General features: G+C 61.9%; 20 protein-coding genes. 17 read left to right on the top strand and 3 right to left on the bottom strand.

Features of this window, described 5'->3' with window-relative positions; all coding sequences use genetic code 11:
- Positions 1–21: 21 nt before the first annotated feature.
- Together KG088_RS11375 and KG088_RS11370 are read right to left on the bottom strand one after the other, a co-directional pair.
- Positions 22–1,347 (bottom strand): hypothetical protein, encoded by a 1,326-nt coding sequence (locus KG088_RS11375; protein WP_213825644.1) that lies wholly within the window; start codon positions 1,345–1,347, stop codon positions 22–24.
- A gap of 26 nt (positions 1,348–1,373) precedes the next feature.
- Complete coding sequence (locus KG088_RS11370; protein ID WP_213825643.1) at positions 1,374–2,285, bottom strand: LysR family transcriptional regulator; 912 nt, start codon at positions 2,283–2,285, stop codon at positions 1,374–1,376.
- A 182-nt stretch (positions 2,286–2,467) separates the two neighbouring features.
- Between KG088_RS11370 and leuC the strand changes: the two genes are divergently transcribed.
- The 17 genes from leuC to KG088_RS11285 all read left to right on the top strand — a co-directional run bounded on the left by leuC (position 2,468) and on the right by KG088_RS11285 (position 21,381).
- Entirely contained in the window at positions 2,468–3,931 is a 1,464-nt protein-coding gene (leuC, locus tag KG088_RS11365; protein WP_213825642.1) for a 3-isopropylmalate dehydratase large subunit, read from the top strand.
- 3 nt (positions 3,932–3,934) lie between these two features.
- On the top strand, positions 3,935–4,582 hold the full coding sequence (gene leuD, locus KG088_RS11360; RefSeq protein ID WP_213825641.1) for a 3-isopropylmalate dehydratase small subunit: 648 nt from the start codon (positions 3,935–3,937) through the stop codon (positions 4,580–4,582).
- Positions 4,583–4,608: 26 nt separating this feature from the next.
- Positions 4,609–5,688, top strand: a complete 1,080-nt coding sequence (leuB, locus tag KG088_RS11355) for a 3-isopropylmalate dehydrogenase (RefSeq protein WP_213825640.1) — start codon at positions 4,609–4,611, stop codon at positions 5,686–5,688.
- 95 nt (positions 5,689–5,783) lie between these two features.
- A complete protein-coding gene (gene asd, locus KG088_RS11350; RefSeq protein WP_213825639.1) occupies positions 5,784–6,896 on the top strand; it encodes an aspartate-semialdehyde dehydrogenase in 1,113 nt (370 codons plus the stop codon).
- Positions 6,897–7,143: 247 nt separating this feature from the next.
- Positions 7,144–9,702 (top strand): FimV/HubP family polar landmark protein, encoded by a 2,559-nt coding sequence (locus tag KG088_RS11345; protein WP_213825638.1) that lies wholly within the window; start codon positions 7,144–7,146, stop codon positions 9,700–9,702.
- Between the two features lie 7 nt (positions 9,703–9,709).
- The gene (gene truA / locus KG088_RS11340) at positions 9,710–10,657 is read left to right on the top strand and encodes a tRNA pseudouridine(38-40) synthase TruA (RefSeq protein ID WP_213825637.1); all 948 of its coding nucleotides are present in this window, start codon (positions 9,710–9,712) and stop codon (positions 10,655–10,657) included.
- A gap of 16 nt (positions 10,658–10,673) precedes the next feature.
- Positions 10,674–11,309, top strand: coding sequence for a phosphoribosylanthranilate isomerase (locus KG088_RS11335; protein WP_213825676.1), 636 nt, complete (start codon positions 10,674–10,676; stop codon positions 11,307–11,309).
- A 53-nt stretch (positions 11,310–11,362) separates the two neighbouring features.
- Positions 11,363–12,577: a tryptophan synthase subunit beta gene (gene trpB, locus KG088_RS11330; protein WP_213825636.1), complete on the top strand. Its 1,215-nt coding sequence runs from the start codon at positions 11,363–11,365 to the stop codon at positions 12,575–12,577.
- Between the two features lie 9 nt (positions 12,578–12,586).
- Complete coding sequence (trpA, locus tag KG088_RS11325; protein WP_213825675.1) at positions 12,587–13,402, top strand: tryptophan synthase subunit alpha; 816 nt, start codon at positions 12,587–12,589, stop codon at positions 13,400–13,402.
- An 82-nt stretch (positions 13,403–13,484) separates the two neighbouring features.
- Positions 13,485–14,504 (top strand): acetyl-CoA carboxylase, carboxyltransferase subunit beta, encoded by a 1,020-nt coding sequence (gene accD / locus KG088_RS11320; protein ID WP_213825635.1) that lies wholly within the window; start codon positions 13,485–13,487, stop codon positions 14,502–14,504.
- 11 nt (positions 14,505–14,515) lie between these two features.
- Entirely contained in the window at positions 14,516–15,946 is a 1,431-nt protein-coding gene (gene folC, locus KG088_RS11315; RefSeq protein WP_213825634.1) for a bifunctional tetrahydrofolate synthase/dihydrofolate synthase, read from the top strand.
- Complete coding sequence (locus KG088_RS11310) at positions 15,943–16,644, top strand: SPOR domain-containing protein (protein WP_213825633.1); 702 nt, start codon at positions 15,943–15,945, stop codon at positions 16,642–16,644. Before folC ends, KG088_RS11310 begins: the two co-directional genes overlap by 4 nt.
- A gap of 1 nt (position 16,645) precedes the next feature.
- Positions 16,646–17,230 carry a CvpA family protein gene (locus tag KG088_RS11305; RefSeq protein ID WP_213825632.1) on the top strand — a complete coding sequence of 195 codons (585 nt, stop codon included), beginning with the start codon at positions 16,646–16,648 and terminating at the stop codon, positions 17,228–17,230.
- Between the two features lie 64 nt (positions 17,231–17,294).
- A complete protein-coding gene (purF, locus tag KG088_RS11300) occupies positions 17,295–18,818 on the top strand; it encodes an amidophosphoribosyltransferase (RefSeq protein ID WP_213825631.1) in 1,524 nt (507 codons plus the stop codon).
- Between the two features lie 10 nt (positions 18,819–18,828).
- A complete protein-coding gene (locus tag KG088_RS11295) occupies positions 18,829–20,025 on the top strand; it encodes an O-succinylhomoserine sulfhydrylase (protein ID WP_213825630.1) in 1,197 nt (398 codons plus the stop codon).
- Positions 20,026–20,201: 176 nt separating this feature from the next.
- A complete protein-coding gene (locus tag KG088_RS11290; protein ID WP_213825629.1) occupies positions 20,202–20,756 on the top strand; it encodes a cytochrome b in 555 nt (184 codons plus the stop codon).
- A gap of 43 nt (positions 20,757–20,799) precedes the next feature.
- Entirely contained in the window at positions 20,800–21,381 is a 582-nt protein-coding gene (locus tag KG088_RS11285) for a YceI family protein (protein ID WP_213825674.1), read from the top strand.
- A 98-nt stretch (positions 21,382–21,479) separates the two neighbouring features.
- On the opposite strand, the gene KG088_RS11280 is transcribed toward KG088_RS11285, so the two are convergent.
- Positions 21,480–22,274: a 2OG-Fe dioxygenase family protein gene (locus tag KG088_RS11280; RefSeq protein ID WP_213825628.1), complete on the bottom strand. Its 795-nt coding sequence runs from the start codon at positions 22,272–22,274 to the stop codon at positions 21,480–21,482.
- Positions 22,275–22,631 lie beyond the last annotated feature (357 nt).

The following is a 22,631-nucleotide window of genomic DNA, read 5'->3' as shown; positions in this document are numbered from 1 at the left end:
GATGGAAGGCTCGACCGGGACTCACAACCAGGCCGCAAGAGCGGAGATGGCCACCACCGTCAGCACGCTCATTGCCGAGGCGTAGAGCATATTGTGCTTCATCAGTTGGGCGCCGCTGACGCCGTAGCGGCCTTGCAACGACAGGTTAATGCCCGAGAGCGGCCCCACACTGGTCCCCACCGCCCATGAAGCCAGCGCTACGCAGGCGAACAGCGTTTGCCCGCTGCCATCGAGTTCGAGCATCGAGGCTAGAACCGAGACACCGATGATCGGGTGCAGTCCCATCACGGCGCTGGCCACGATGGCAAGAAAGCTCAACACGCCCTCCAATGCGCCAAAACGCGCAAATAATTGCCAATCGCTCCCCGTGGCGGCGGCAATGAACGAGGCCAAGCCTTCCGTCAGCAAGCCTGCACAAAGAAACAGGGATACCTCGCCGCGCATGCCCGGTAGCCGAACCATGGTGTGTTGACGAATCCGCCTTAACGTCCAACGTGGGCCACGCGGCAAGTTGCTGGCCAGTGCCGCCAGGGGGAGTAGAAAAGTGATGATGCTGACGATGGTCAGCTCGGGTGTCAGGCCGTAATGAAACAGCATGACCAGGCTGGCCATGCTGACTGGCATCAATAAACTATGCGGTGACAAGGAAAACCCCGCCGTTTCATCGAGATCGAACCGATGCGTGAGTTCCAGTAAGGTCAGCAGGCCCGCACAAAGCGCCAAGGGCATCCCGAAGGCCAGCACCACCGGAAATTTCATGCCGGGCACTAAGGTAATCACCACGCCCATGGAGGCGAAGAAGGGCGACCACAGCGCGGCACTGGAGAGCCCGCGATTGAGGGCCAGGTATTGCGGCATGCTCAAGGGACCTTGTCGGGCCAGGCGGTCCCCGATCATGAAGACGGTCGACAGGTTGAGAATCGTGCCCAGCAGATGAACGCCGAGCCAGGTGCTGGCGATGCCGCGTGCCCCCATGATGGGCCGACCCAGCGGGCGCGCGCTGCTGCTACGGTTACCGATCAAGCCGACGAAACTGACCCCGATCAGCATGGTCACGACAAAGGTGTTGCCATCGAGCATGGTTGACCAGCGGATGTCTGCGCCGTAGTGGAATCGAGCCACTAACAACAATCCCACGCCGATGCCCGACAGACAGCCCGCCTGCCAACGGGTGCGACGGGGGATGTCCTGCCATAGCAATATCACCGACAGCCATAGCGTGACGCTCACCAATGGCGAAGGGACAGCGATATCGGTAAACCCGCTGATCTGCAACAGGAGACCTATGAACAGCAGGCCACCTGCAACAGCCTGTCGTGCGGAGAGAGTGGCGGTAGTGGCAGGCACGAAGCGTTCTCCTGAAACAAAGCAGCCTAACCAATCCCGGGAGACTGGCGCCACTCCCTGGCCTGCAATTCGCGGGCACTCTCGAGGCGTTCGAGCATGGCGCTGGCCGCATTGGAGAGTGTTCTGCTGCGGTGGACGAGATACCCCAGCGGCCGATGGATGGGGGGATGATCGACGGCCAGCTCGTGAAGTTCACCGGCCACCAGCCCTTCGGGCAACAGGCTCCAGCCGAGGCCAATGGCGGTCATCATCTTGAGGGTTTCCAGATAATTGGTGGAGAGCGCGACCGGCAGTTCCAGGCCGGCGGCGGCAAACCGCGATTCGATCAGGCCCCGGGTGAAGGTCAGCTTGCCCGGCAATACCGCATCGAACTCGCACAGGTCATGGAGACTGGGTCGCTCGCTTGCGGCAAGCGGGTGATCGTGCGCGCAGACAAAGCAGAGGCGGTCGATCCACACGGGAACGACATCGAGCTGTGGGTCGGGTGTCGGCGCCAGTGTCACCACGGCGATTTCCAGCTCACCATCGAGAACCCCTTGATACGCCTGCTCCGAATCCAGGAAATGCAGGTCCAGGCGAACCTCGGGGTGCTCGCGGGTGTAGGTCCTGAGCAGCGGTGGCAAGCGGTGCAGGCCAATATGGTGGCTGGTGGCCAGGGTCAGGCTGCCCGCCACGCCGCCGCTGAGGTTGCCGAGCGCCCGTCGGCTGTCGTCGACCATCACCAGGATCTGGCGGGCCCGAGGCAACAGCATGCGGCCCGCCTCGGTGAGCGTGACCCGGCGCCCGATGCGGTCGAACAGCCGGGCATCAATCATGCCCTCAAGCGTCGCGATTCGCTTGCTGACTGCCGGCTGGGTCAGGTGAAGCTGTTCGGCGGCGCGTGAAAAGCTGCCCGTATCGGCCACGCTGAGGAAGGCCTGCAGGCTTTGGGTATCCATTACGACTCCGTGGCGTTACTTTTCCATGGCAGTGGTTTGCCGTGGTGTTGTTTTCCTTGGCCTGCTTTCGAATTCCTTTAAGGAATCGCTTCCATAAATAACATGAATTGATTTTATGAACGAGTCGCAGGACACTACTTGTGAGACCGGACAAATGAGGGCCAAGAGCCCGGGAGAATGATATGGCAGGCCAGACACTCTACGACAAGCTGTGGTCGCAGCACTTGGTCAAGGAGCGCGACGATGGTACCGCCTTGATCTATATCGACCGTCAATTGTTGCATGAGGTGACCTCACCCCAGGCATTCGAAGGTCTGCGGTTGGCGGGCCGCAAGCCGTGGCGGCTCGACGCTAACCTGGCGACCCCGGACCATAACGTGCCGACGACCCTTAAGGAACGTGCCGAGGGCAACGCCGGCATCAAGGACCCGACATCGCTGATCCAGGTACAGACCCTCGATGACAACTGCGTCGAGTTCGGCATCGAAGAGTACAAGATCAACGACCCTCGCCAAGGCATCGTTCACGTGGTGGGTCCCGAGCAGGGCGCCACGCTGCCGGGAATGACCGTGGTGTGTGGCGATTCCCATACAGCCACCCACGGTGCCTTCGGCGCGCTGGCCCACGGCATCGGCACCTCGGAAGTCGAGCACGTCCTGGCAACCCAGTGCCTGCTGGCGCAGAAGATGAAGAACATGCAGGTCAGGGTGGAAGGCGAGCTCGGGACTGGCGTCACGTCCAAGGACATCGTGCTGGCGATCATTGGTCGTATCGGCACAGCAGGGGGGACCGGCTGTGCCATCGAGTTCGCCGGCAGCGCCATCCGCGACCTGTCCATGGAAGGCCGCATGACGGTCTGTAACATGGCCATCGAGGCCGGCGCACGGGTCGGGCTGATCGCCGTGGATGACACCACCATCGACTATCTGCGTGACCGCCATTACGCGCCCACCGCCGAGCAGTGGGAAGCCGCGGTGGCAGACTGGAAGGATCTGGTCTCGGATGACGATGCCGAGTTCGATAAGGTCGTGACCCTCGATGCGGCCGAGATCGAGCCTCAGGTCAGCTGGGGGACCAGCCCGGAGATGGTGACCGGTATTTCCGGCGAAGTGCCGGACCCGGCTGATTCTGCCGATGAGACCGTGCAGCGCGGATATTCGCGTGCCCTCGAGTACATGGGGCTGGCCCCGAAGCAGAAGATCACCGACATTCGCCTCGACAAGGTGTTCATCGGTTCGTGCACCAACTCGCGCATCGAGGATCTGCGTGAGGCCGCCAAGGTGGCCAAGGGCAAGAAGGTAGCCGATTCGATCATGCTTGCCATGGTCGTGCCGGGCTCCGGCCTGGTGAAGCGCCAGGCGGAGGCGGAAGGACTGGACAAGATCTTTCTCGATGCCGGCTTCGAATGGCGTGAGCCCGGCTGCTCAATGTGCCTGGCCATGAATGCCGACAAGCTCGGAGCGGGCGAGCATTGTGCGTCTACCTCGAATCGTAATTTCGAAGGCCGGCAGGGCTATGGGGGTCGGACTCACCTGGTTAGCCCCGCTATGGCGGCCGCGGCGGCGATCGCCGGGCATTTCGTCGACGTTCGCGGGTTGGGAGGCGATGGTGCCGCCAATGACCCTACTCATTTGCAGGAGGCGTGAACCATGAAGAAATTTGAACGCCATGAAGGGCTAGTGGCCCCGCTCGACCGGGCCAATGTCGATACCGATCTTATCATTCCCAAGCAGTTTCTGAAGTCGATCAAACGCACCGGCTTTGGCGTCAACCTGTTCGACGAACTGCGCTACCTGGATGAAGGCGAGCCAGGGCAGGATGTCAGCCAGCGGCCGCTCAATCCGGACTTTGTGCTCAATCAGCCGCGCTACCAGGGCGCCAGCGTCTTGCTGACGAGGCGTAACTTCGGCTGCGGAAGCTCGCGGGAACATGCCCCCTGGGCGCTGGAGGATTTCGGTTTCCGCGCCGTGATTGCCCCAAGCTTTGCCGATATCTTCTACAACAATGCCTTCAAGAACGGCCTCCTGTTGATTCCGCTCGCCGAGGAGACGGTTGATCGCCTTTTTGACGAGGCGGCGGCAAGCGAAGGCTATCGGCTCGATGTGGACCTGAAAAACCAGCGCGTGACCACTCCATCGGGGGAGATCATCGAATTTGAGGTGGATGCCTTCCGCAAGCAGTGCCTGCTCGAGGGACTGGATGACATCGGTATTACCCTCAAGGATGAAGCGGCCATTCGTACGTTCCAGGATAAGCATCGCGCGGCGCGTCCCTGGCTGTTCCGCGACAGCGCCTGAGGGCTCAAGACCACAAGGATGCAAAGATGACACGCAAGATTCTGGTATTGCCCGGTGATGGCATCGGCCCGGAAATTACCGCCCAGGCGAGCCGGGTGCTGGCGGCCTGCCGGGCGCGCGGCCTGGATATCGAGGTCGAGGAGGCGCCGGTCGGTGGCGCCGCTTACGACGCCTTCGGTGAGCCACTGCCCGCCGCCACGCTCGACAAGGCCAGGGGGGCGGATGCCATCCTGCTCGGCGCCGTGGGGGGGCCTCAGTGGGATGCCATCGAGGATCTCGCCAGGCGTCCGGAAAAAGGGCTACTGGGACTGCGCAAGAACCTGGGGCTGTTTGCCAACCTGCGCCCGGCGATCCTCTATTCTCAGCTGGCCGATGCCTCGAGCCTCAAGCCCGAGATTGTTTCGGGGCTCGACATCATGATCGTCCGCGAGCTGACGGGCGGTATCTATTTTGGGCAACCGCGCGGAATCGAGGAGCGCGAAGGTCAGCGGGTCGGCTTCAACACCTACGTTTACTCGGAGAGCGAGATAGAGCGTATCGGCCGCGTGGCCTTCGAGATGGCCCAGAAGCGAGGCAAGAAGCTTTGTAGCGTCGACAAGGCTAACGTGCTCGAGGTCACCATCCTCTGGCGCGAGGTGATGGAGCGGCTGGCACCCGAGTATCCGGATGTCGAACTCTCCCACATGTACGTCGACAACGCTGCCATGCAACTGGTGCGGGCGCCCAAGCAATTCGACGTGGTGGTCACCGGTAACATGTTTGGTGACATCCTCTCGGATGCGGCGGCCATGCTCACCGGCTCGATCGGCATGCTGCCCTCGGCCTCGCTGAACGAGAGCGGCCAGGGCATGTATGAGCCCTGCCATGGCAGCGCACCGGATATCGCCGGACAGAACATCGCCAACCCGTTGGCCACTATTCTCTCCGTGGCGATGATGCTGCGCTACTCGCTAGGCGAGGCTGCGCTGGCCGGGCGCATCGAGGCCGCCGTCGGCAAGGTACTTGACGACGGCCTGCGTACGGCCGATATCGCCTCGGCCGGCAAGCGGATGGTCTCGACGTCCGAGATGGGCGACGCTGTGCTCGCTGCCTTCGAAGCGCTCTGACGTGAACCTGGCGCATGCCATGAGCCGCCCCCGCCTGCCAGGTGGGGGCGGCTCATGTATAATACGTCTCACATTCGATTGCGGGAGGACTTCACATGTTGAAAGTCGGTTTTATCGGTTGGCGGGGCATGGTGGGCTCAGTGCTCATGCAGCGCATGCTCGACGATGACGATTTCAAGGGGATCGAGCCGATCTTCTTCACCACTTCCCAGGTAGGCCAGGCCGGTCCCGACGTCGGCGTCGACGTGCCTTCGCTGAAGGACGCCTTCGACATCGAGTCGCTCAAGGCGCTGGATGTCGTGATCACCTGCCAAGGCGGCGATTACACCGAGAAGGTTTATGGCGACCTGCGTCAGAGCGGCTGGAAGGGGTACTGGATCGATGCCGCCAGCACCCTGCGCATGGCAGACGAGGCGACCATCGTCCTCGACCCGGTCAATCGTCACGTCATCGATGCCCAACTGGCGAAGGGTGCCCGGACCTTCGTCGGCGGCAACTGCACCGTCAGCTTGATGCTGATGGGCCTCGGCGGCTTGTTCGAGGCGGACCTGATCGAGTGGATGACCTCCATGACCTATCAGGCCGCTTCCGGCTCAGGCGCCAAGCACATGCGCGAACTGCTTAACCAGATGGGTAGCCTGCGCGATAGTGTGGCGACAGAGCTGGCCGACCCCGCCAGCGCCATCCTGGATATCGATCACAAGGTCACGGCGGCCATGCGCAGTGGCAATTTTCCCACCGATAACTTCGGTGCCCCCCTGGCCGGTAGCCTGCTGCCCTGGATCGACAAGCCTATGGAGAGCGGCCAGAGCAAGGAGGAGTGGAAGGCTTCGGTCGAGACCAACAAGATATTGGGACTTCAAGACAATCCGATCCCCATCGATGGCCTTTGCGTGCGCATCGGCGCCATGCGCTCCCACAGCCAGGCCTTCACCATCAAGCTCAAGAGGAACGTCCCGATCGACGAGATCGAGGATCGCCTGGCCCGTCACAATGACTGGGTCAAGGTGGTTGCCAACGACAAGGATGCCAGCATTGATGGGCTCACGCCGGCGGCTGCCACCGGCACCCTGACCGTGCCGGTGGGGCGCCTGCGCAAGCTGGCCATGGGTGGCGAGTACCTCTCGGCCTTTAGCGTCGGTGACCAGCTGCTGTGGGGAGCTGCCGAGCCGCTCAAGCGGATGCTGAAGATCCTGCGCGAACAGTAAAGTTGATTATGGGGTTAACGGGGCGCTCCCATCGGGAGTCGCCCCGTTTTTTTATGGATACATTCAGATTCGCCTCGCCCCCTGGTAATGAGGTACGTTAAAAACATGAGGTGCGGCGACAATGCAGACAGTCATTAGGTCTAATGCGATACGATGCAAAGATATTATAAAGGCTAATAAAATAGTGACAGGTGGCTGCCGTGATGTAATCGACGGTCGATGCTGCCGATGAACGCAAGGGAAATCGATGAAACGCAAGCTGACTCTCGCGATGCTGATTTCGCTATCCGCGACCAGCCACTTGGCGATGGCCTTGGGGGTGGGAGACGTCGAGGTGCGTTCGACCCTCAATGCCCCGCTTCGAGCCAGTATTCCTCTGACCGATGTGGCGGGCCTTGAGCCCAGCCGGATCAAGGCGTCGATTGCCGACGCTCGGGCCTACGCGGCCGCCGGTCTGGATCGAACCCCGCTGGCGGCGAGCGTTCGTCTGACTGTCTCGGAGCGTGGGGACAGGCTGATACTCGACATGACCAGTGAGAGAGCTATTCGCGAGCCCTGGCTGGACTTGTTGCTGCGCTTCGAATGGCCCGGCGGTCAGCAACTGCGCGAGGTCACGCTCCTGTTGGATCCGCCGGGCTACGACAGCATGCCGGCACTGGTAGGTGGCGCGAATGCGGGGCGATTTGCGGGTTCTCCCTCAGCGCGCCGTGATACCGAATCGTCACCCCGTTCAGCGCCGCGCACTTCGACGGAAGAGGTGTCCTCGTCGTCGACTCGTGTCAGCAGTGGCGACACCCTCTGGTCGGTTGCTGATCGTCTGCGCCCCGACAGTGGCATCAGCATGGAGCAGATGATGGTGGCGCTGGTCGAAGCCAACCCTGACGTCTTTCCCTCAGGCAATATCAATGCCATGCGTGCCGGATTTGAACTGGTGGTACCGCCCCGCGATGCCATTGCAGCACGCTCCACCGCTGACGCGCAGCGTATCGTGCAATCGATGAATCAGGCTTGGGCCAGCCGCGGTAGCGGGACACCGGTAAGCGTGCCTCTGGGTGACCCTCAAGCAATGGGTGAGGTGGCAGCGGCCATTACCTCGGAGGAGTCGCCCATTGCCGATGCGCCAGCGAGGACTGAGGCGTCCGTAGGTAGCGGTGATACCGGCGCCTCCGGTGTGGCCGAGTCGACAACAGAGCCCGCCGCGTCGGATGCCCAGGGCGCCCGCCTGACGCTGTTGACCGATGCGCAAGCGGCTGCCTCGCGTGTCAGCGCCAACGTCACGGAAGCTGACGGTGGCGGCGTAAGGGCGGATGGACGAAATCGGGCGGCCGGGCCGGACGAGACAGGACTCGTTGCCGGTGACCGACAGGTGAAAATCTCGCCTGACGTGTTGCAGGCGCTTTACGGCGACGGGGAAATGACTCGTGACGCGCGCCTGCTGCGTCTCGAGAGCCAATGGGCTAAAAGCCGGGATGCGCTGGAAAACGTGCGTGACGAACGCGACACGCTTCAGGCATCGCTCGACGACATGCGTGCCGAAATCGATACCATGCGATCGATGCTGGCCGCCTTGAGCGCCGGTGGACAGGGCGACACTGGCCCTGGGGTCGGTGGCGTCGTGTCCCCAATGGACGATACCGACCAAGCAGCAGATGCGCCTTGGTGGGGAGCCCTCCACCAGGCGAAGACGGATCGCTCGCTGATATTTGGAGTCGCCGGACTGGCGGCTCTGTTGGCACTCTGGGCGTTAGTGCGTCACCGGCGTCGGGGTGATCAGGCTGAGGCGTATACCTTCGATAGTGTTCAGGCTGTCGGGCCGCAAGGTGACGGCGTCGTCAGTCCCAGTACGACCGGTCGTCAGGAGCATCAGACGGCGCCGGTGCGAGCGTCCATGCCCCAGGCAGAAGCGATCAATGAGGCAGATATCTTCATCGCCTATGGGCGTTTCGACCAGGCGCGAGAGCTGCTGGATGCCAGTCTCGAAAAGGAGCCGGAACGGGACGACCTGCGTCTCAAGCTGCTGATGGTGAATCTAGAACAGGGTAACCGGCAAGACGCCATCCGCCAGGCCGAGCATTTGGAAGCAAGCACAGACCCGACCATCCAGGCGGAAGTCGCCAGAGTGATGAACAGGCTCGGTGAATCCTCGACGCTCACTGCCGACAACAGCGACCGACTCGCCGAAGAAGACGGCCGAAGCACCGATACCAAAGCTCAAGCGACGCCTGTCAACACAGGAGAAGATATCAAGAAGAAAGCTGACGAGGCTCAGGAGGATACCGAGATGGTGAGGCCGTCGACGTCATGGCCTCAACCCACAGACGCGACAGAAGCAGCCGAGGTTGCCTCGGACACGAACGAGCCGTCTGCGGTGACGCCTGAGCTGCCTTCTCGGGAAGACCAACAGGACAGTGATATCATCGATTACCAGCCGCCGACACTGGACCCGGCACCGGCGGCTCGGCAGGAGACACCGATGCAGCCCAGCATCGAATTTACGTCTTCCGTCAAGTCGCCAGCCCCCGCCCCCGAGCCGACGGAGGCAGCCTCTTCAGCGACCGAGAGCTTTTTCGGCAATGACCTCTCGAAAGATTGGGAGGTCGAGGAGGTGGCCTTCCCGTCTCTCGATCAGGATAATGTACCCCCTGCCGCTGATGACTCTTCTTCTGACGCACTCGACGAGGCTCGAGAACTGTTGCAGGCGGGTGATGCCAGGCAGGCACGCTCGCTGTTGACGGATCTGGCCGCCGCCGACGACGCGACGACGCGGGAGGAGGCGCAATCGCTGCTTACTCGCCACGACCTCTGAAGGCCGCATGACGCTATTTCGACAACTCGATGAACATCTTCCCCTTCATGGACGTCTGGCCATGGGGGTGGAGTATGACGGCAGCGCCTACTGTGGCTGGCAGCGTCTCAAGCACGCCGCCTCGGTCCAGGCCGAAGTCGAGAAAGCGCTTTCCCGAGTGGCTGCCCAGGCGATCACAGTCCATGCCAGTGGGCGAACGGACTCCGGGGTCCACGCAACTCGCCAGATCATCCATTTCGACCCTCCCGTGTTGCGGTCGGAAAAGGGCTGGGTCTTTGGTGCCAACGCCAACCTGCCCCGCGACATTGCCGTGCGTTGGGTCAGACCGGTGCCGGCTGACTTCCATTCCCGTTTCAAGGCGCTGGCGCGGCGCTACCGGTATGTCATTCTCAATCAGCCCAGCCGGCCGGTGCTGGAGCGTGCCAATACTACCTGGTGTCGTGACCCCCTGGATGAAGGCGCCATGCACCTGGCCGCGCAGGCGCTGGTCGGCGAGCATGATTTCTCTAGCTTCCGCGCCGCCGGCTGTCAGTCGAACACGCCTTGGCGCCACCTGCATTTCATCGAGGTCCACCGACATGGCCCGCTGGTGGTGATCGATGTCCAGGGCAATGCCTTCCTTAAGCACATGGTGCGTAATATCGTCGGGGCACTGGTAACTGTCGGGCGCGGTGGTGGCGGAGCCGATTACCTTACCGGCCTGCTGGCGCACCAGGATCGTAAGTTGGGCGATGTCACGGCGCCGGGATGTGGCCTTCATTTCGTAGACTCGCTGTATGATGAGGCCTGGGGCTTGCCACGGGAGCCGCTCGGTCCCAACCTGCTCGCCTTTCTGGGCGAGTGGACCGGTGAGCGAGAACTGCCTGACTGTCCGATGATCGACTTTCGCCGTGGCAAGCCTGGAGCCACGCTCCGGATGCCAGGTCCAGCGGTAGAGGAGGGCTGCAGTGAGTGAGCGCCGGTTACCGTTGATGCGTACGCGCATCAAGTACTGCGGACTGACGCGGGAACAGGATGTCGACGCCGCTGTCGCGGCCGGTGCCGATGCGCTGGGCTTCGTGCTATGGCCGGGAAGCAAGCGTGGTATCGACGAGTCGCGACTGGCCAAGCTGAGTGCCCGCGTACCGGCCTTCGTTACACGGGTGGGGCTCTTTGTCGACCCGTCGCCGGCCCTCGTTGCACGGTGCGCCGAATCCCTGGACCTGCTGCAGTTTCACGGCGATGAGCCACCCGCGTTCTGTTCGTCCTTTTCCCGCCCGTGGATCAAGGCACTGCGCATGCGAGAAGGCCTGGACCTGCACGCGGCTATCGAGGCGCACGGCGGCGCCCGGGCCGTGTTGCTCGATGCCTATCGCCCCGGGGTGCCGGGCGGCACAGGCGAGACCTTCGACTGGTCGCGAATCCCCGCAAGTCTGGCAAAACCTGTTATTCTCGCCGGAGGCTTGACGCCAGACAATGTAGCGGGCGCCGTCACCACGGTCCGGCCCTTTGCGGTGGATGTTTCCGGCGGTGTCGAAGCCGATGCTGGCATCAAGGACCCAGAGCGGATGCTGGCCTTCATGGACGCCGTACGACGCGCAGACCACGCGAACCTGAACGACCGATGACTACGCCGTTTTCGTATTTCCCTCAATGCCCTTGACCCTGTGAGGTGTCTTTCGTGAGCAAGTTCAGCGACCTGACCCGACTACCGGACGCCCTTGGCCATTACGGCGCCTATGGTGGTCGGTTCGTCTCGGAGACCCTGAGCTTCGCCCTGGACGATCTGACCAAGACGTATCTGAGTCTTCGCGACGATCCGGATTTCCAGGCCGAATTCGATTATGACCTGGCCCACTTCGTGGGTCGGCCATCGCCCCTCTATCATGCCGAGCGATGGTCAAGGCAACTCGGCGGGGCACAGATCTGGCTCAAGCGTGAAGATCTCAATCACACCGGCGCCCACAAGGTCAACAACACGATCGGCCAGGCGTTGCTGGCCAAGAAGAGCGGCAAGCCGCGAGTGATCGCCGAGACCGGCGCCGGCCAGCACGGTGTGGCGACTGCCACCGTGGCGGCGCGCCTGGGACTCAAGTGTGAAGTCTACATGGGCGCCGAGGACGTGCAGCGACAGAAGCTCAATGTCTACCGGATGCGTCTACTGGGCGCCAACGTGATTCCTGTCGAGTCCGGGACCCGTACGCTCAAGGATGCCATGAACGAGGCGCTGCGCGACTGGGTCACCAACGTCGACGACACCTTCTACATCATTGGTACCGTGGCGGGGCCGCACCCCTACCCCATGCTGGTGCGCGACTTCAATGCAGTGGCGGGGCGCGAAGCACGCCGTCAGTCGTTCGAGGAATTCGGCCAGTTGCCGGATGCGCTGATCGCCTGTGTCGGCGGTGGCTCGAATGCCATGGGGCTATTCTACCCGTTCGTGGAAGACGACGATGTCGTCATGTACGGCGTGGAGGCCGGTGGTGATGGGGTCGAGACGGGTCGGCATGCGGCACCGCTGGCGTCCAATGCGCCGCGTGGCGTGCTCCACGGCAACCGCACCTATCTGATGTCCGACGAGGGAGGACAGGTATCCACTACCCATTCGATCTCGGCTGGCCTGGATTATCCGGGCGTCGGGCCTGAGCACGCGCTATGGAAGGACGTCGGCAGGGTCCAGTACGTGGCCGCCAACGACAGCGATGTGCTCGAAGCATTTCGTGAACTGACCCACGTCGAGGGCATCATGCCGGCGTTGGAAACCGCCCATGCGCTGGCCTATGCCAAGGTGCTGGCTCCGACCATGCGCCCCGAACAGAACATCATCATCAATCTTTCCGGACGGGGCGACAAGGACATCCTGACCGTCGCCAAGCTCGACGGTATCGAGATCTAAGGGACCATGATGAATCGAATCGACCAGCGTTTCGCCGACCTCAAGGCCCAGGGCCGCAAGGCGTTGATTCCCTACATCACCGCCGGCGACCCGGCCCCCGAGCACACCGTTAGCTTCATGCATGCTCTGGTGGAGGCGGGCGCCGACATCATCGAGTTGGGTGTCCCGTTTTCAGATCCCATGGCCGATGGCCCGGTGATCCAGAAGGCCTGCGAGCGTGCATTGACGCACGGAGTTCGCCTTTCGCACCTCTTCGCCATGGTAAGCGAGTTTCGCCAGCTCGACACGCATACGCCGATCGTGTTGATGGGCTATCTCAATCCCATCGAGCGTATCGGGCTGGCGGCCTTCGCCGAGCAGGCAGCAGCAGCGGGGGTGGATGGTGTGCTGACCGTCGATATGCCGCCGGAGGAGGCCAGTGAGTTCGGCCCCGTGTTGAAGTCGCGAGGGCTTGCCTCGATCTTCCTCGTGGCCCCTACCACTTCCAACGCTCGGGCCGCTACAATATGTGACCATGGCGAAGGCTACCTGTATTACGTCTCGCTCAAGGGCGTCACCGGGTCTGCCATTCTCGATGCCGGTGATGTGGCACAACATCTGGCGCCGCTGCGTGAAATGTCCGATCTGCCGCTGTGCGTCGGATTCGGTATTCGCGATGGTGCCTCGGCGGCCGAAGTCGCCAAGGTAGCCGATGGCGTAATCGTCGGCAGCGCGCTGGTCAATCGTATTGCAGAAAATGTCCAGACACCTGATCGTATCAGTGGAGAACTCAAGGCCGTGCTTGGCGAGATGCGTCAGGCGATCGATGCACTGAGCGTCGGCTGAAGGCCGTCTTGACCTGACCCCCTGATTTGTTTCGTCGCCCGGTGCTCCCGGGCGCCAACCACGTTACGGAACCTCTTCTGACATGAGCTGGCTAGACAAGATCGTGCCCTCCATGGGTCGCATTCAGCGCAATGATCGCCGGGCGAGTGTGCCGGATGGTCTCTGGCGAAAGTGTCCCAAGTGCGAGGCGGTACTCTATCTCCCCGAACTCGAGAAACACCATAACGTCTGCCCCAAGTGCGACCATCATCTGCGGCTGACGGCGCGCAAGCGGCTTGACTGGTTTCTCGACAAGGAGGGCCGCGAGGAGCTGGCCACCGAGGTAGAACCGATCGATCGACTCAAGTTTCGCGATTCCAAGAAATACAAGGACCGCCTGGCAGCGGCGCAGAAGGAGACCGGGGAAAGGGATGCGCTGATCGCCATGAGGGGTACGCTCGATGGGCTGCCGGTCGTCGTGGTGTCCTTTGAGTTCACCTTCATGGGCGGCTCGATGGGAAGTGTGGTGGGCGAGAAATTCATACGCGCTGCCACTCTTGCCCTGCAAGAACGAATTCCACTGATCTGTTTTTCCGCCTCCGGTGGCGCGCGGATGCAGGAAGCGCTCTTCTCGCTGATGCAGATGGCGAAGACCTCGGCGGCGCTCGAGAGGCTCAAGCAGCAGGGTGTTCCGTATATTTCGGTACTCACCGATCCGGTCTTCGGCGGTGTCTCGGCCTCGCTTGCCATGCTCGGCGATATCAACGTGGCCGAACCCAACGCTCTGATCGGTTTCGCGGGTCCCCGAGTCATCGAGCAGACGGTGCGTGAGCAGCTTCCCGAGGGTTTTCAGCGCAGCGAATTCCTGCTCGAGCACGGCACCGTTGACATGATCGTGCATCGCCGCGAGATGCGTAGGCGTCTCGGCAGCCTTTTGCGCAAGTTGACGCATCATCCTGCCAATGGCGCGCCGCCGGAGGAACCAGAATGGCAGCCCGATCTGGTTGATGTTGCCGAGCAGGACGATGCTAGCGTCGAAGGAACACACCCCGAGCCAGAAGCCCTGCCTGCTGCCGAACGCGAGGAAGATGATCGCGACGGACGCGCTGACGGCTTGCGCTGATCGGTATCTCAATGCACACCGTGGCTTCGTCAACCGCACTGGATGCCTGGCTGGAACGTCTGGAAGTTGCTCACCCAATGGGGATCGACCTGGGGCTCGAACGCGTGGCCCGGGTCGCCCGGCGCATGGGCCTGCTGGACACTCCCGTGGCCGGGCGGCTCATCACGGTGGCTGGCACCAACGGCAAGGGATCCACGGTGGCCATGCTCGACGCGCTGGCCCAGGCCCATGGCCGGTCGACGGCGGCGTACACCTCGCCGCATCTCCTGCGTTACAACGAGCGTCTGCGGCTGTCGGGCGCCGAGGCCTCTGATAGCCTGCTGATCGATGGCTTTGCCACGGTGGAAAGGGCGCGCATCGACGGCCCGCCAATAAGTCTGAGCTATTTTGAAGTCGGCACCCTGGGCGCGCTCTGGGCCATTGCACGGCAACGCCCCGACCTGGCGATACTCGAGGTGGGGCTGGGTGGACGACTCGATGCTGTCAACATCGTTGACCCCGATGTCGCCGTCGTTACCACGGTGGCGCAGGATCACGCCGCCTACCTGGGGAATGATATCGAGGGTATTGGCCGCGAAAAGGCGGGCATCATGCGGTCAGGTCGTCCGGTGGTGCTGGGCAGCACGACGCTGCCGGAGAGCGTGCGGGAGGTCGCCGCCGAGCTCGGCGCTCGGGTCTACGCCCTGGACGAGGATTTCTCCCGTGAAGGGGAGGGCGACGGCTGGAGATTCTTTGGAAGTGTTGCCGAGGTGGCGCCCTTGGGGTCTGACCCCCTCGATAATCGAGGCCCGCAACATGGATCATCCATGAGGGCGTCAGAAGCCATGGGGTCAGACCCCAAAGGCTACTCTGGCGTCGCTGGCTCCATCACCGTGCCCGATCTGCCCGATCCCGGCTTGCCGCTGGACAACGCTGCCACGGCGCTGCAGGCGCTGGCGCTGGCGGGTGTTGAATTGAACGCCGCGGATTGTCGTCGCGCGCTGGCGGCGGTCCGTTTGCCCGGCCGCATGCAGTGGCGGGGGCAGTGGTGTCTAGATGTTGGACACAATCCTCACGCTGCCGCCTATGTGGCGTCTCGTCTGATGGCACGACCCAGCGCTGGCCGAACGATCGCCCTGCTGGGAATGCTCGTCGACAAGGACGCCGATGGGGTCATCGAGGCCCTCCAGCCGGCCGTGGATGCCTGGGTGTCGGTAAGTCTGGAGGGTGACAGGGCACGCACGGCCGCTGATCTGGCGGCCCGGGTGACAGCCCGAGGCGACGCTGTGTGGCACTGCGCCGATTCGCCTGTTGCCGGTGCCGCTTGGTTGGCGACTCGCCTGGCACCCGAGGACAGGGTGCTGGTATGCGGTTCCTTCTTTACCGTGGCAGCCGTGCTGGCTGGGTGGCGCGCCTCGGAACACACTGACGTTAATGATTCGGCCACGGAGGGAGCACCATGAAATATGGAATGCGCGAGCGCCTGAGCGGTGCCGTGATCCTGATTGCCCTGGGGGTAATCTTCGTGCCGATGTTGTTCGATGAGCCAGCCCCGCGTGACGAACCCCCGGAGCCGGCGTTGACAATCGAGGAACCGGTGGAAGTCGAACGCCAGGACGTGCCCGACCCCGAGCCTCCGTCGAGCCTCGGCGAAATTCGCTTTCCCAGCGGGACGGCGTCGCAAACGCCCGAGCTCGTCGTTGAAGAGGCCGCCACGCAGGCGAGTGTGACGGTGACTAGCGGCGAGTCCGCGGCATCCGCGCCTGATTCGCCGTCAATCACACCACCGCCGAGTGATGAGGCACCTGACAGCGATCCGCCAGCCAACGATCCAATCGCCGAATTGGCAAGAGCCGCCGACCAACGGCTGTCGCAGGACGAGCCAGGTGCCGATGAGAGCGAGGCGGCGAACACGACGGCGGCCACTGCCTCGGGAGGCTGGGCCGTTCAGGTGGGCAGTTTCGGCCAGCCGGACAATGCCGAGCGCCTGCAGTCCCAGCTTAACGAGCAGGGGTTCAGCGCCTTCAGTCGGCCTCGTGACAATGATCTGACGACTGTCTATGTCGGACCCTTCGAGTCATCGGAGGCCGGCGAGCAAGCCATGGGCGAGCTCAAGGAGCAGGCGAACCTCCAGGGCCTGCTAGTGCGCGTTAGGGATTGATATGCTGCTGACCTGGCTCGACTGGCTATTTATTGTGGTGCTGACCGTCACCACCCTTACCGGGTTTCTGCGCGGCCTGATCCGCGAAGCCTTGGGCCTGGCCGCATGGATCATCGCCTTGTTGGCCGCACGCCTGCTCGCCGAGCCGGTGGCGGACCTGTTGGCCGGCGTGATCGATAACCCTGATGGTCGCCTGGTGCTGGCGTTCGTGCTGGTGATTTTTGCGGTGGTACTGCTTTGCGGCATTGTCATTCGCCTGGTCCACGCCGCCGTGGAATGGGTCGGGATGGGGTTATTCAATCGCGTGATGGGCGCCGCCTTCGGCGGTGCCAAGGGGGCGGCCATCCTGGTATTGGTGACCATTCTCATTTCCCTTACGCCACTGGCCCAGTTGGATGCCTGGCAGGGTGCGCAGTTGCGACCGACCTTCGAAGAATTGCGCCACTGGGCGGTCAGCCAATTGGAAGCCTGGGAAGGCGAGCTACCCGGTACAGCCGAATCATTGCCGGATATCTCGATGCCCTACGAGGAGCAGGGGACCCGTGCCTCCATCGAGAAAACGATCAGGACCACCGATCAGCCCTGAAACAGAAATCCCGGGCGGGCCGCATTTGGCGGCTTACCGATCAAGGCAAGTGAGGAAAGGCAACATGTGCGGAATCGTGGGCCTGATGGCCAAGCAGGCGGTTAACCAGGGCATCTATGATGCTCTGACGGTGCTTCAGCATCGCGGACAGGACGCCGCTGGCATGATGACTTGGAACGAAGGCCGCTTCCTGCTGCGCAAGAGCAACGGCCTGGTGCGGGACGTCTTTCACACTCGTCACATGTCTCGCTTGAAGGGAAATTTGGGCATCGGCCATGTGCGCTACCCCACGGCAGGCTCCTCCAGCGAAGCGGAGTCTCAGCCCTTCTATGTCAATTCCCCCTATGGGATCTGCCTGGCCCACAACGGCAACCTGACCAATTCCGAGCAGCTCAAGCAGGAGCTGTTTTCCTCCGATCTGCGGCATATCAATACCAGCTCCGATTCCGAGGTGCTGCTCAACGTTTTCGCCCATGAATTGGGCAAGCAAGGACCGCATCTTGCACCCGGCGACATCTTCGACGCGGTGCGTCGGGTACATCGCCGCTGTCGAGGGGGTTACGCTGCCGTCGCGATGATCAACGGCGTCGGGCTGGTGGCTTTTCGTGATCCCCACGGTATTCGCCCCGTGGTGTTCGGTACTCGTGACGATGTCAACGGTCAGGATGTGATGATCGCCTCCGAGTCGGTGGCGCTGGACGTTGGCGGTTTCGAGTTGCATCGGGACCTCGGGCCGGGCGAGGCCATTTTCGTCGATATGGCAGGCGAGATTCATACCCAACAGTGTGCCGATCACCCGCAGCTGACGTCCTGCATCTTCGAGCACGTCTACTTGTCGCGTCCGGATTCCATTCTCGATGGTGCCTATGTCTATGGCACGCGCATGCAGATGGGCCGCAAGCTGGGGGATCGCATCCAAAGCGACTGGCCCGAGCACGACATCGACGTGGTCATTCCCATTCCCGACACCTCGCGCACCTCGGCGCTTGAGCTCGCGCAACACCTGGGTGTGACCTACCGCGAAGGCTTCATGAAGAATCGCTATATCGGACGGACCTTCATCATGCCAGGGCAGACCCAGCGCAAGAAATCGGTGCGCCAGAAGCTCAACGCCATCGACATCGAGTTCAAGGACAAGAACGTGCTGTTGGTGGACGATTCCATCGTGCGTGGCACGACCTGCAAGCAGATCATTCAGATGGCACGCGAGGCCGGCGCTCGTAAGGTCTATTTCGCTTCGGCAGCCCCACCGGTGCGCTACCCCAATGTCTACGGTATCGACATGCCGGCGGCCGACGAGTTGATCGCTCATGGTCGCAGCGAAGCGGAGGTGGGTGAGCTGATCGGCGCCGATCGGATCTTCTATCAGAATCTCGACGACCTGAAGGCCGCCTGCCGCGATGTCAATCCAGCGCTGACATCTTTCGATTGCTCGGTGTTCGACGGCAACTATGTCACCGGCGACATCGACGCTCGTTACCTGAGTGACCTCGAGGCTTCACGCAATGACGTAGCGAAGCAGGAGCAGAGTGCCGGTCACCATGCCCTGGTGGGAATGCACAATCAGGAAGATGGAATCGACGACTGAGGGGACGATCATGCACGATGAGCATTCACCGCAGGCTGACTGGGACCTGGAGACGCTGGCGATTCGCGCCGGTCACCAGCGCAGCCATGAGCAGGAGCACGGTGAGCCGATCTTTCCCACCTCGAGCTTCGTTTACGGCAGTGCTGCCGAGGCGGCCCGCAAGTTCGGCGGCGAGGAGCCCGGTAACATCTATTCCCGCTTCACCAATCCCACGGTACGCACGTTCGAACAGCGCCTTGCGGCGATGGAAGGCGGCGAACGCTGCGTGGCGACCAGCTCGGGCATGTCGGCGATCCTTTCGACTGCGTTGGCGCTGCTAAAGGCTGGTGATGAGATCGTGGCCTCCCGCTCGCTGTTCGGCTCCACGGTCAGCCTCTTCGACAAGTATCTGGGCAAGCTCGGCATCACCACGCGCTACGTGGAGTTGTCCAATCTCGACGCTTGGGAGGCGGCGATCACCCCGGCAACCAAGCTGCTGTTCGCCGAGACACCTTCCAACCCCCTATCAGAGATCGTCGACATCGCGGCCTTGGCCGAGATCGCCCATCGATACGATGCGCTGCTGGCGATCGACAACTGCTTTCTGACCCCGGCCCTGCAGACGCCGCTGACGCTGGGGGCGGACCTGGTCATCCACTCGGCGACCAAGTACCTGGACGGCCAAGGACGCGCCATCGGCGGGGCGGTCGTGGGGCGCGACAAGGAGCTCGAAGAGCTGTTCGGGGTGGTGCGCACCTGCGGACCGTGCATGAGCCCCTTCAACGCCTGGATATTTACCAAGGGGCTCGAGACTCTGAACCTGCGCATGCGCGCCCACTGCGATAACGCCCTGACGCTGGCACGCTGGCTCGATCAGCATCCCGCCGTGACGCGAGTGCACTTCAGTGGGCTGGAAGACCATCCGCAGCATTCTCTCGCCGCTCGTCAGCAGAATGGCTTCGGCGCGGTGCTGGGGTTCGAGGTCAAGGGAGGGCGTGAGGCGGCCTGGTCGGTGATCGATGCGACACAAATGCTCTCCATCACCGGCAACCTGGGCGACGTCAAGTCGACGATCACCCATCCGGGCACCACTACCCATGGGAGGCTCTCGGATGAGCAGAAGGCCATTGCCGGCATCAGCGAGAACCTGATTCGCGTCTCGGTGGGGCTGGAGTCGATGGACGACATTCGCGGAGATCTGGCGCGCGGGCTGGACGCCCTGGCCTGAGGGTTGAACCTCGGCCTGTGTTTTACTTGCCGCCCGCCACCATTGCTGTGACGGGCGGCATCGTTTTTTCCGAATGATGCATTCGGCTTTTTTCAGCGGATGGTCATGCTGCGCTACGGTATGCTGAACGCCCTATAACACCAGCGACATATCACATCACTGAAAAGGCGAAGGACATGTGGCGTAACACTCGCTCCGGCTGGGGGCTCGTCAGTATCGCCCTGCACTGGCTGAGTGCCCTGGCGATTGTCGGGCTGTTCGCCTTGGGGTGGTGGATGACGGATCTGGGTTACTACGATGGCTGGTACAACTTGGCGCCCTGGTGGCACCGTTCCGTCGGCGTGCTGTTACTCGTTGCCACCCTGTTAAGGGTAGTTTGGCGACTGGTGTTGCCGGTCCCGGTCGCCCGCGGTCCTCGCCTCGAGCGCATCGCGGCCCATCTCGGCCACATTGGTTTGTACGTGCTGATGCTGGTGGTATTGGTCAGTGGCTACCTGATTTCCACCGCCGACGGACGAGGTATCGACGTGTTCGGCTGGTTTGAGGCGCCAGCGCTCATCAGCGATCTGCCCAACCAAGCCACGCTGGCGGGAACTATCCATTGGTACAGTGCGCTGGCGCTGATCATCCTGGCCGTGGGCCATGCCCTGGCGGCCCTCAAGCATCATCTGGTCGACCGCAACGATGTTCTGTTGCGAATGCTCGATCCGACCCGGTCACGTCGTCGCTGAAACGCCGCCCGACCGACATGTTCCCCTCAAGGAGATTTCCATGATGTTCAAGAAAACCGTAATGGCTGCAACCCTGGCGGTTGCCTCCATCCCCCTGACTCAGGCCCAGGCCGCTGATTACACCATCGACACCGAAGGGCAACATGCTTTCGTGCAGTTCAAGATCAGCCACTTGGGCTATTCCTATATCCTGGGTAGTTTCGAGGACTTCAGTGGCGAGTTCAGCTATGACGCCGAGGATCCGAGTGCTTCATCGGTCAATGTCGACGTTGATGTGGCGAGTCTGAACAGCAACCAAGCCGAACGCGACAAACACATCCTGAGTGATGATTTCCTGGATGCCGGCGAGTACCCGACGGCCACCTTCGCCTCTACGGGTTTCGAGTCCAGCGGCGAAGATGAAGGTGTAATGACCGGCGATCTGACGCTGCACGGCGAGACCGTCGAGATCGAGATGCCGGTGACGCTAGTAGGCGAGGGGGAAGATCCCTGGGGTGGCTATCGTGCCGGTTTCGAGGGCTCGACCATGTTGACGCTTGCCGATTTTGGTATCGACATGAGCGACTTTCCCGAAATGATGCACGAACTCGAGCTCTACGTGACCTTCGAGGGTGTTCGCCAGTAACATCGGACCGAGCAATACGAACACCCCCCGGGCTCCGGCCCGGGGGGTGTTGTCGTTAAGTAGGACATGCCGGGGAGTTCCTTTCCCCGGTTCGATCGTCAGCGGGTCTCGTTGAGTACCGCGTCGGGGAAATGGCGACGCAGGATGCGATTCTGGAACTCATCCACGAAGCGACTATTGATAATGATGATGAAGCGCTCGAAAGGCGTATTCGGCTCTTGCTGTTCGATTCCCTCCACGCTGTGAAACACCTTGTCATCACGCAAGTGAAGGATGTCACCCGGCGCCATGGTGGTGGTGGTCAGCGGCTGACTTCCGGCCTTGTCGGCATACAGGTGATTCTTTGCCCCCGAGACATTTTTGCGGTTCACCACCATGATGCTTAGCGCCTTACAACCATCGGCATGGATGCCTTGGCCCTGCAAGGGGTCGACCTGGCCCTCGCCACGCACGCCGGTAATCTGCATCAGGATGGGTTCTTGAGGTACGATCGACCAGAGCCTTGCCCAGGCGCGAACGAAGGCCTTGACGTCAGGGCGTGAGAGGAATTCCGACGTCAGCGGATCGTAGTAACGCAGGCGATCCGCCATGCTCTCGGCGTCGTTGAAGGCGCCGCCCTGAGCCATCGGGCAGTTCCCCATTTCCTCCACGTCTCCTTGGCCATTGAGTGTCAACCAGGACATCCGCTTCCATCGCTGGTTGACGTAGGGGTCGCGGGGAAGGTCGCCAATGAAGCCCTGCCAGGCCTCCAAGTCGATCCGGCTACGAACGTCGGTCAGGCTCCAGTGCTCGGTATTAAGAGCCTTGACCACGCCGGGCGACCAATAATCCGCCAGCGGGTCCATCGGCATGGTGGAAACATCGAAGCCATGCTTGAGATTGTCGAGTTTCATGTTCACTTTCTCCTGTGTTTTGGGCGATATTGCCCGTGGGTTGACGAGCCTTGGCTCGGTCAACACTCATGAAATGAAAAGAAATGAAACGGGATGTCAAAAAAATGATGGTTTAAATCTCATACCAAAGGCTGACGCAGAACGGGATAAAAGAAGGGAGAAAGCAATGCAGACGCTAGAGGTTCCGGCTAGGAGATCCGTGACTCAGGCGTGTAGGATGTACGACGTCATGAATAAAGAGGCTAATGCTATTAGATGACTGCACTCTTCCTGAACGACGAGGCACCCAGTGCTTGGTGGTGACACTCGTCTGCGGAGGTGGCTGAGAAAGCTACCGCGGCGTGGGAGCATAAAGCA

This window comes from Halomonas jincaotanensis, from assembly GCF_018448785.1.
GTDB lineage: Bacteria > Pseudomonadota > Gammaproteobacteria > Pseudomonadales > Halomonadaceae > Halomonas > Halomonas jincaotanensis.
The sequence above is the reverse complement of the archived record's forward strand: the minus strand, read 5'-3'. Positions and strand labels throughout refer to the sequence as shown.

Excerpts from the sequence above, each read along its gene's own strand:
- truA (WP_213825637.1), top strand. The coding sequence starts at position 9,710 with ATGACGCTATTTCGACAACTCGATGAACATCTTCCCCTTCATGGACGT.
- folC (WP_213825634.1), top strand. The coding sequence starts at position 14,516 with ATGCACACCGTGGCTTCGTCAACCGCACTGGATGCCTGGCTGGAACGT.
- KG088_RS11290 (WP_213825629.1), top strand. The coding sequence starts at position 20,202 with ATGTGGCGTAACACTCGCTCCGGCTGGGGGCTCGTCAGTATCGCCCTG.
- KG088_RS11305 (WP_213825632.1), top strand. The coding sequence starts at position 16,646 with ATGCTGCTGACCTGGCTCGACTGGCTATTTATTGTGGTGCTGACCGTC.
- accD (WP_213825635.1), top strand. The coding sequence starts at position 13,485 with ATGAGCTGGCTAGACAAGATCGTGCCCTCCATGGGTCGCATTCAGCGC.
- KG088_RS11370 (WP_213825643.1), bottom strand. The coding sequence starts at position 2,285 with ATGGATACCCAAAGCCTGCAGGCCTTCCTCAGCGTGGCCGATACGGGC.
- leuC (WP_213825642.1), top strand. The coding sequence starts at position 2,468 with ATGGCAGGCCAGACACTCTACGACAAGCTGTGGTCGCAGCACTTGGTC.
- KG088_RS11335 (WP_213825676.1), top strand. The coding sequence starts at position 10,674 with ATGCGTACGCGCATCAAGTACTGCGGACTGACGCGGGAACAGGATGTC.
- KG088_RS11285 (WP_213825674.1), top strand. The coding sequence starts at position 20,800 with ATGTTCAAGAAAACCGTAATGGCTGCAACCCTGGCGGTTGCCTCCATC.
- trpA (WP_213825675.1), top strand. The coding sequence starts at position 12,587 with ATGAATCGAATCGACCAGCGTTTCGCCGACCTCAAGGCCCAGGGCCGC.
- asd (WP_213825639.1), top strand. The coding sequence starts at position 5,784 with ATGTTGAAAGTCGGTTTTATCGGTTGGCGGGGCATGGTGGGCTCAGTG.
- purF (WP_213825631.1), top strand. The coding sequence starts at position 17,295 with ATGTGCGGAATCGTGGGCCTGATGGCCAAGCAGGCGGTTAACCAGGGC.
- KG088_RS11310 (WP_213825633.1), top strand. The coding sequence starts at position 15,943 with ATGAAATATGGAATGCGCGAGCGCCTGAGCGGTGCCGTGATCCTGATT.
- KG088_RS11345 (WP_213825638.1), top strand. The coding sequence starts at position 7,144 with ATGAAACGCAAGCTGACTCTCGCGATGCTGATTTCGCTATCCGCGACC.
- KG088_RS11295 (WP_213825630.1), top strand. The coding sequence starts at position 18,829 with ATGCACGATGAGCATTCACCGCAGGCTGACTGGGACCTGGAGACGCTG.
- leuB (WP_213825640.1), top strand. The coding sequence starts at position 4,609 with ATGACACGCAAGATTCTGGTATTGCCCGGTGATGGCATCGGCCCGGAA.
- KG088_RS11280 (WP_213825628.1), bottom strand. The coding sequence starts at position 22,274 with ATGAAACTCGACAATCTCAAGCATGGCTTCGATGTTTCCACCATGCCG.
- leuD (WP_213825641.1), top strand. The coding sequence starts at position 3,935 with ATGAAGAAATTTGAACGCCATGAAGGGCTAGTGGCCCCGCTCGACCGG.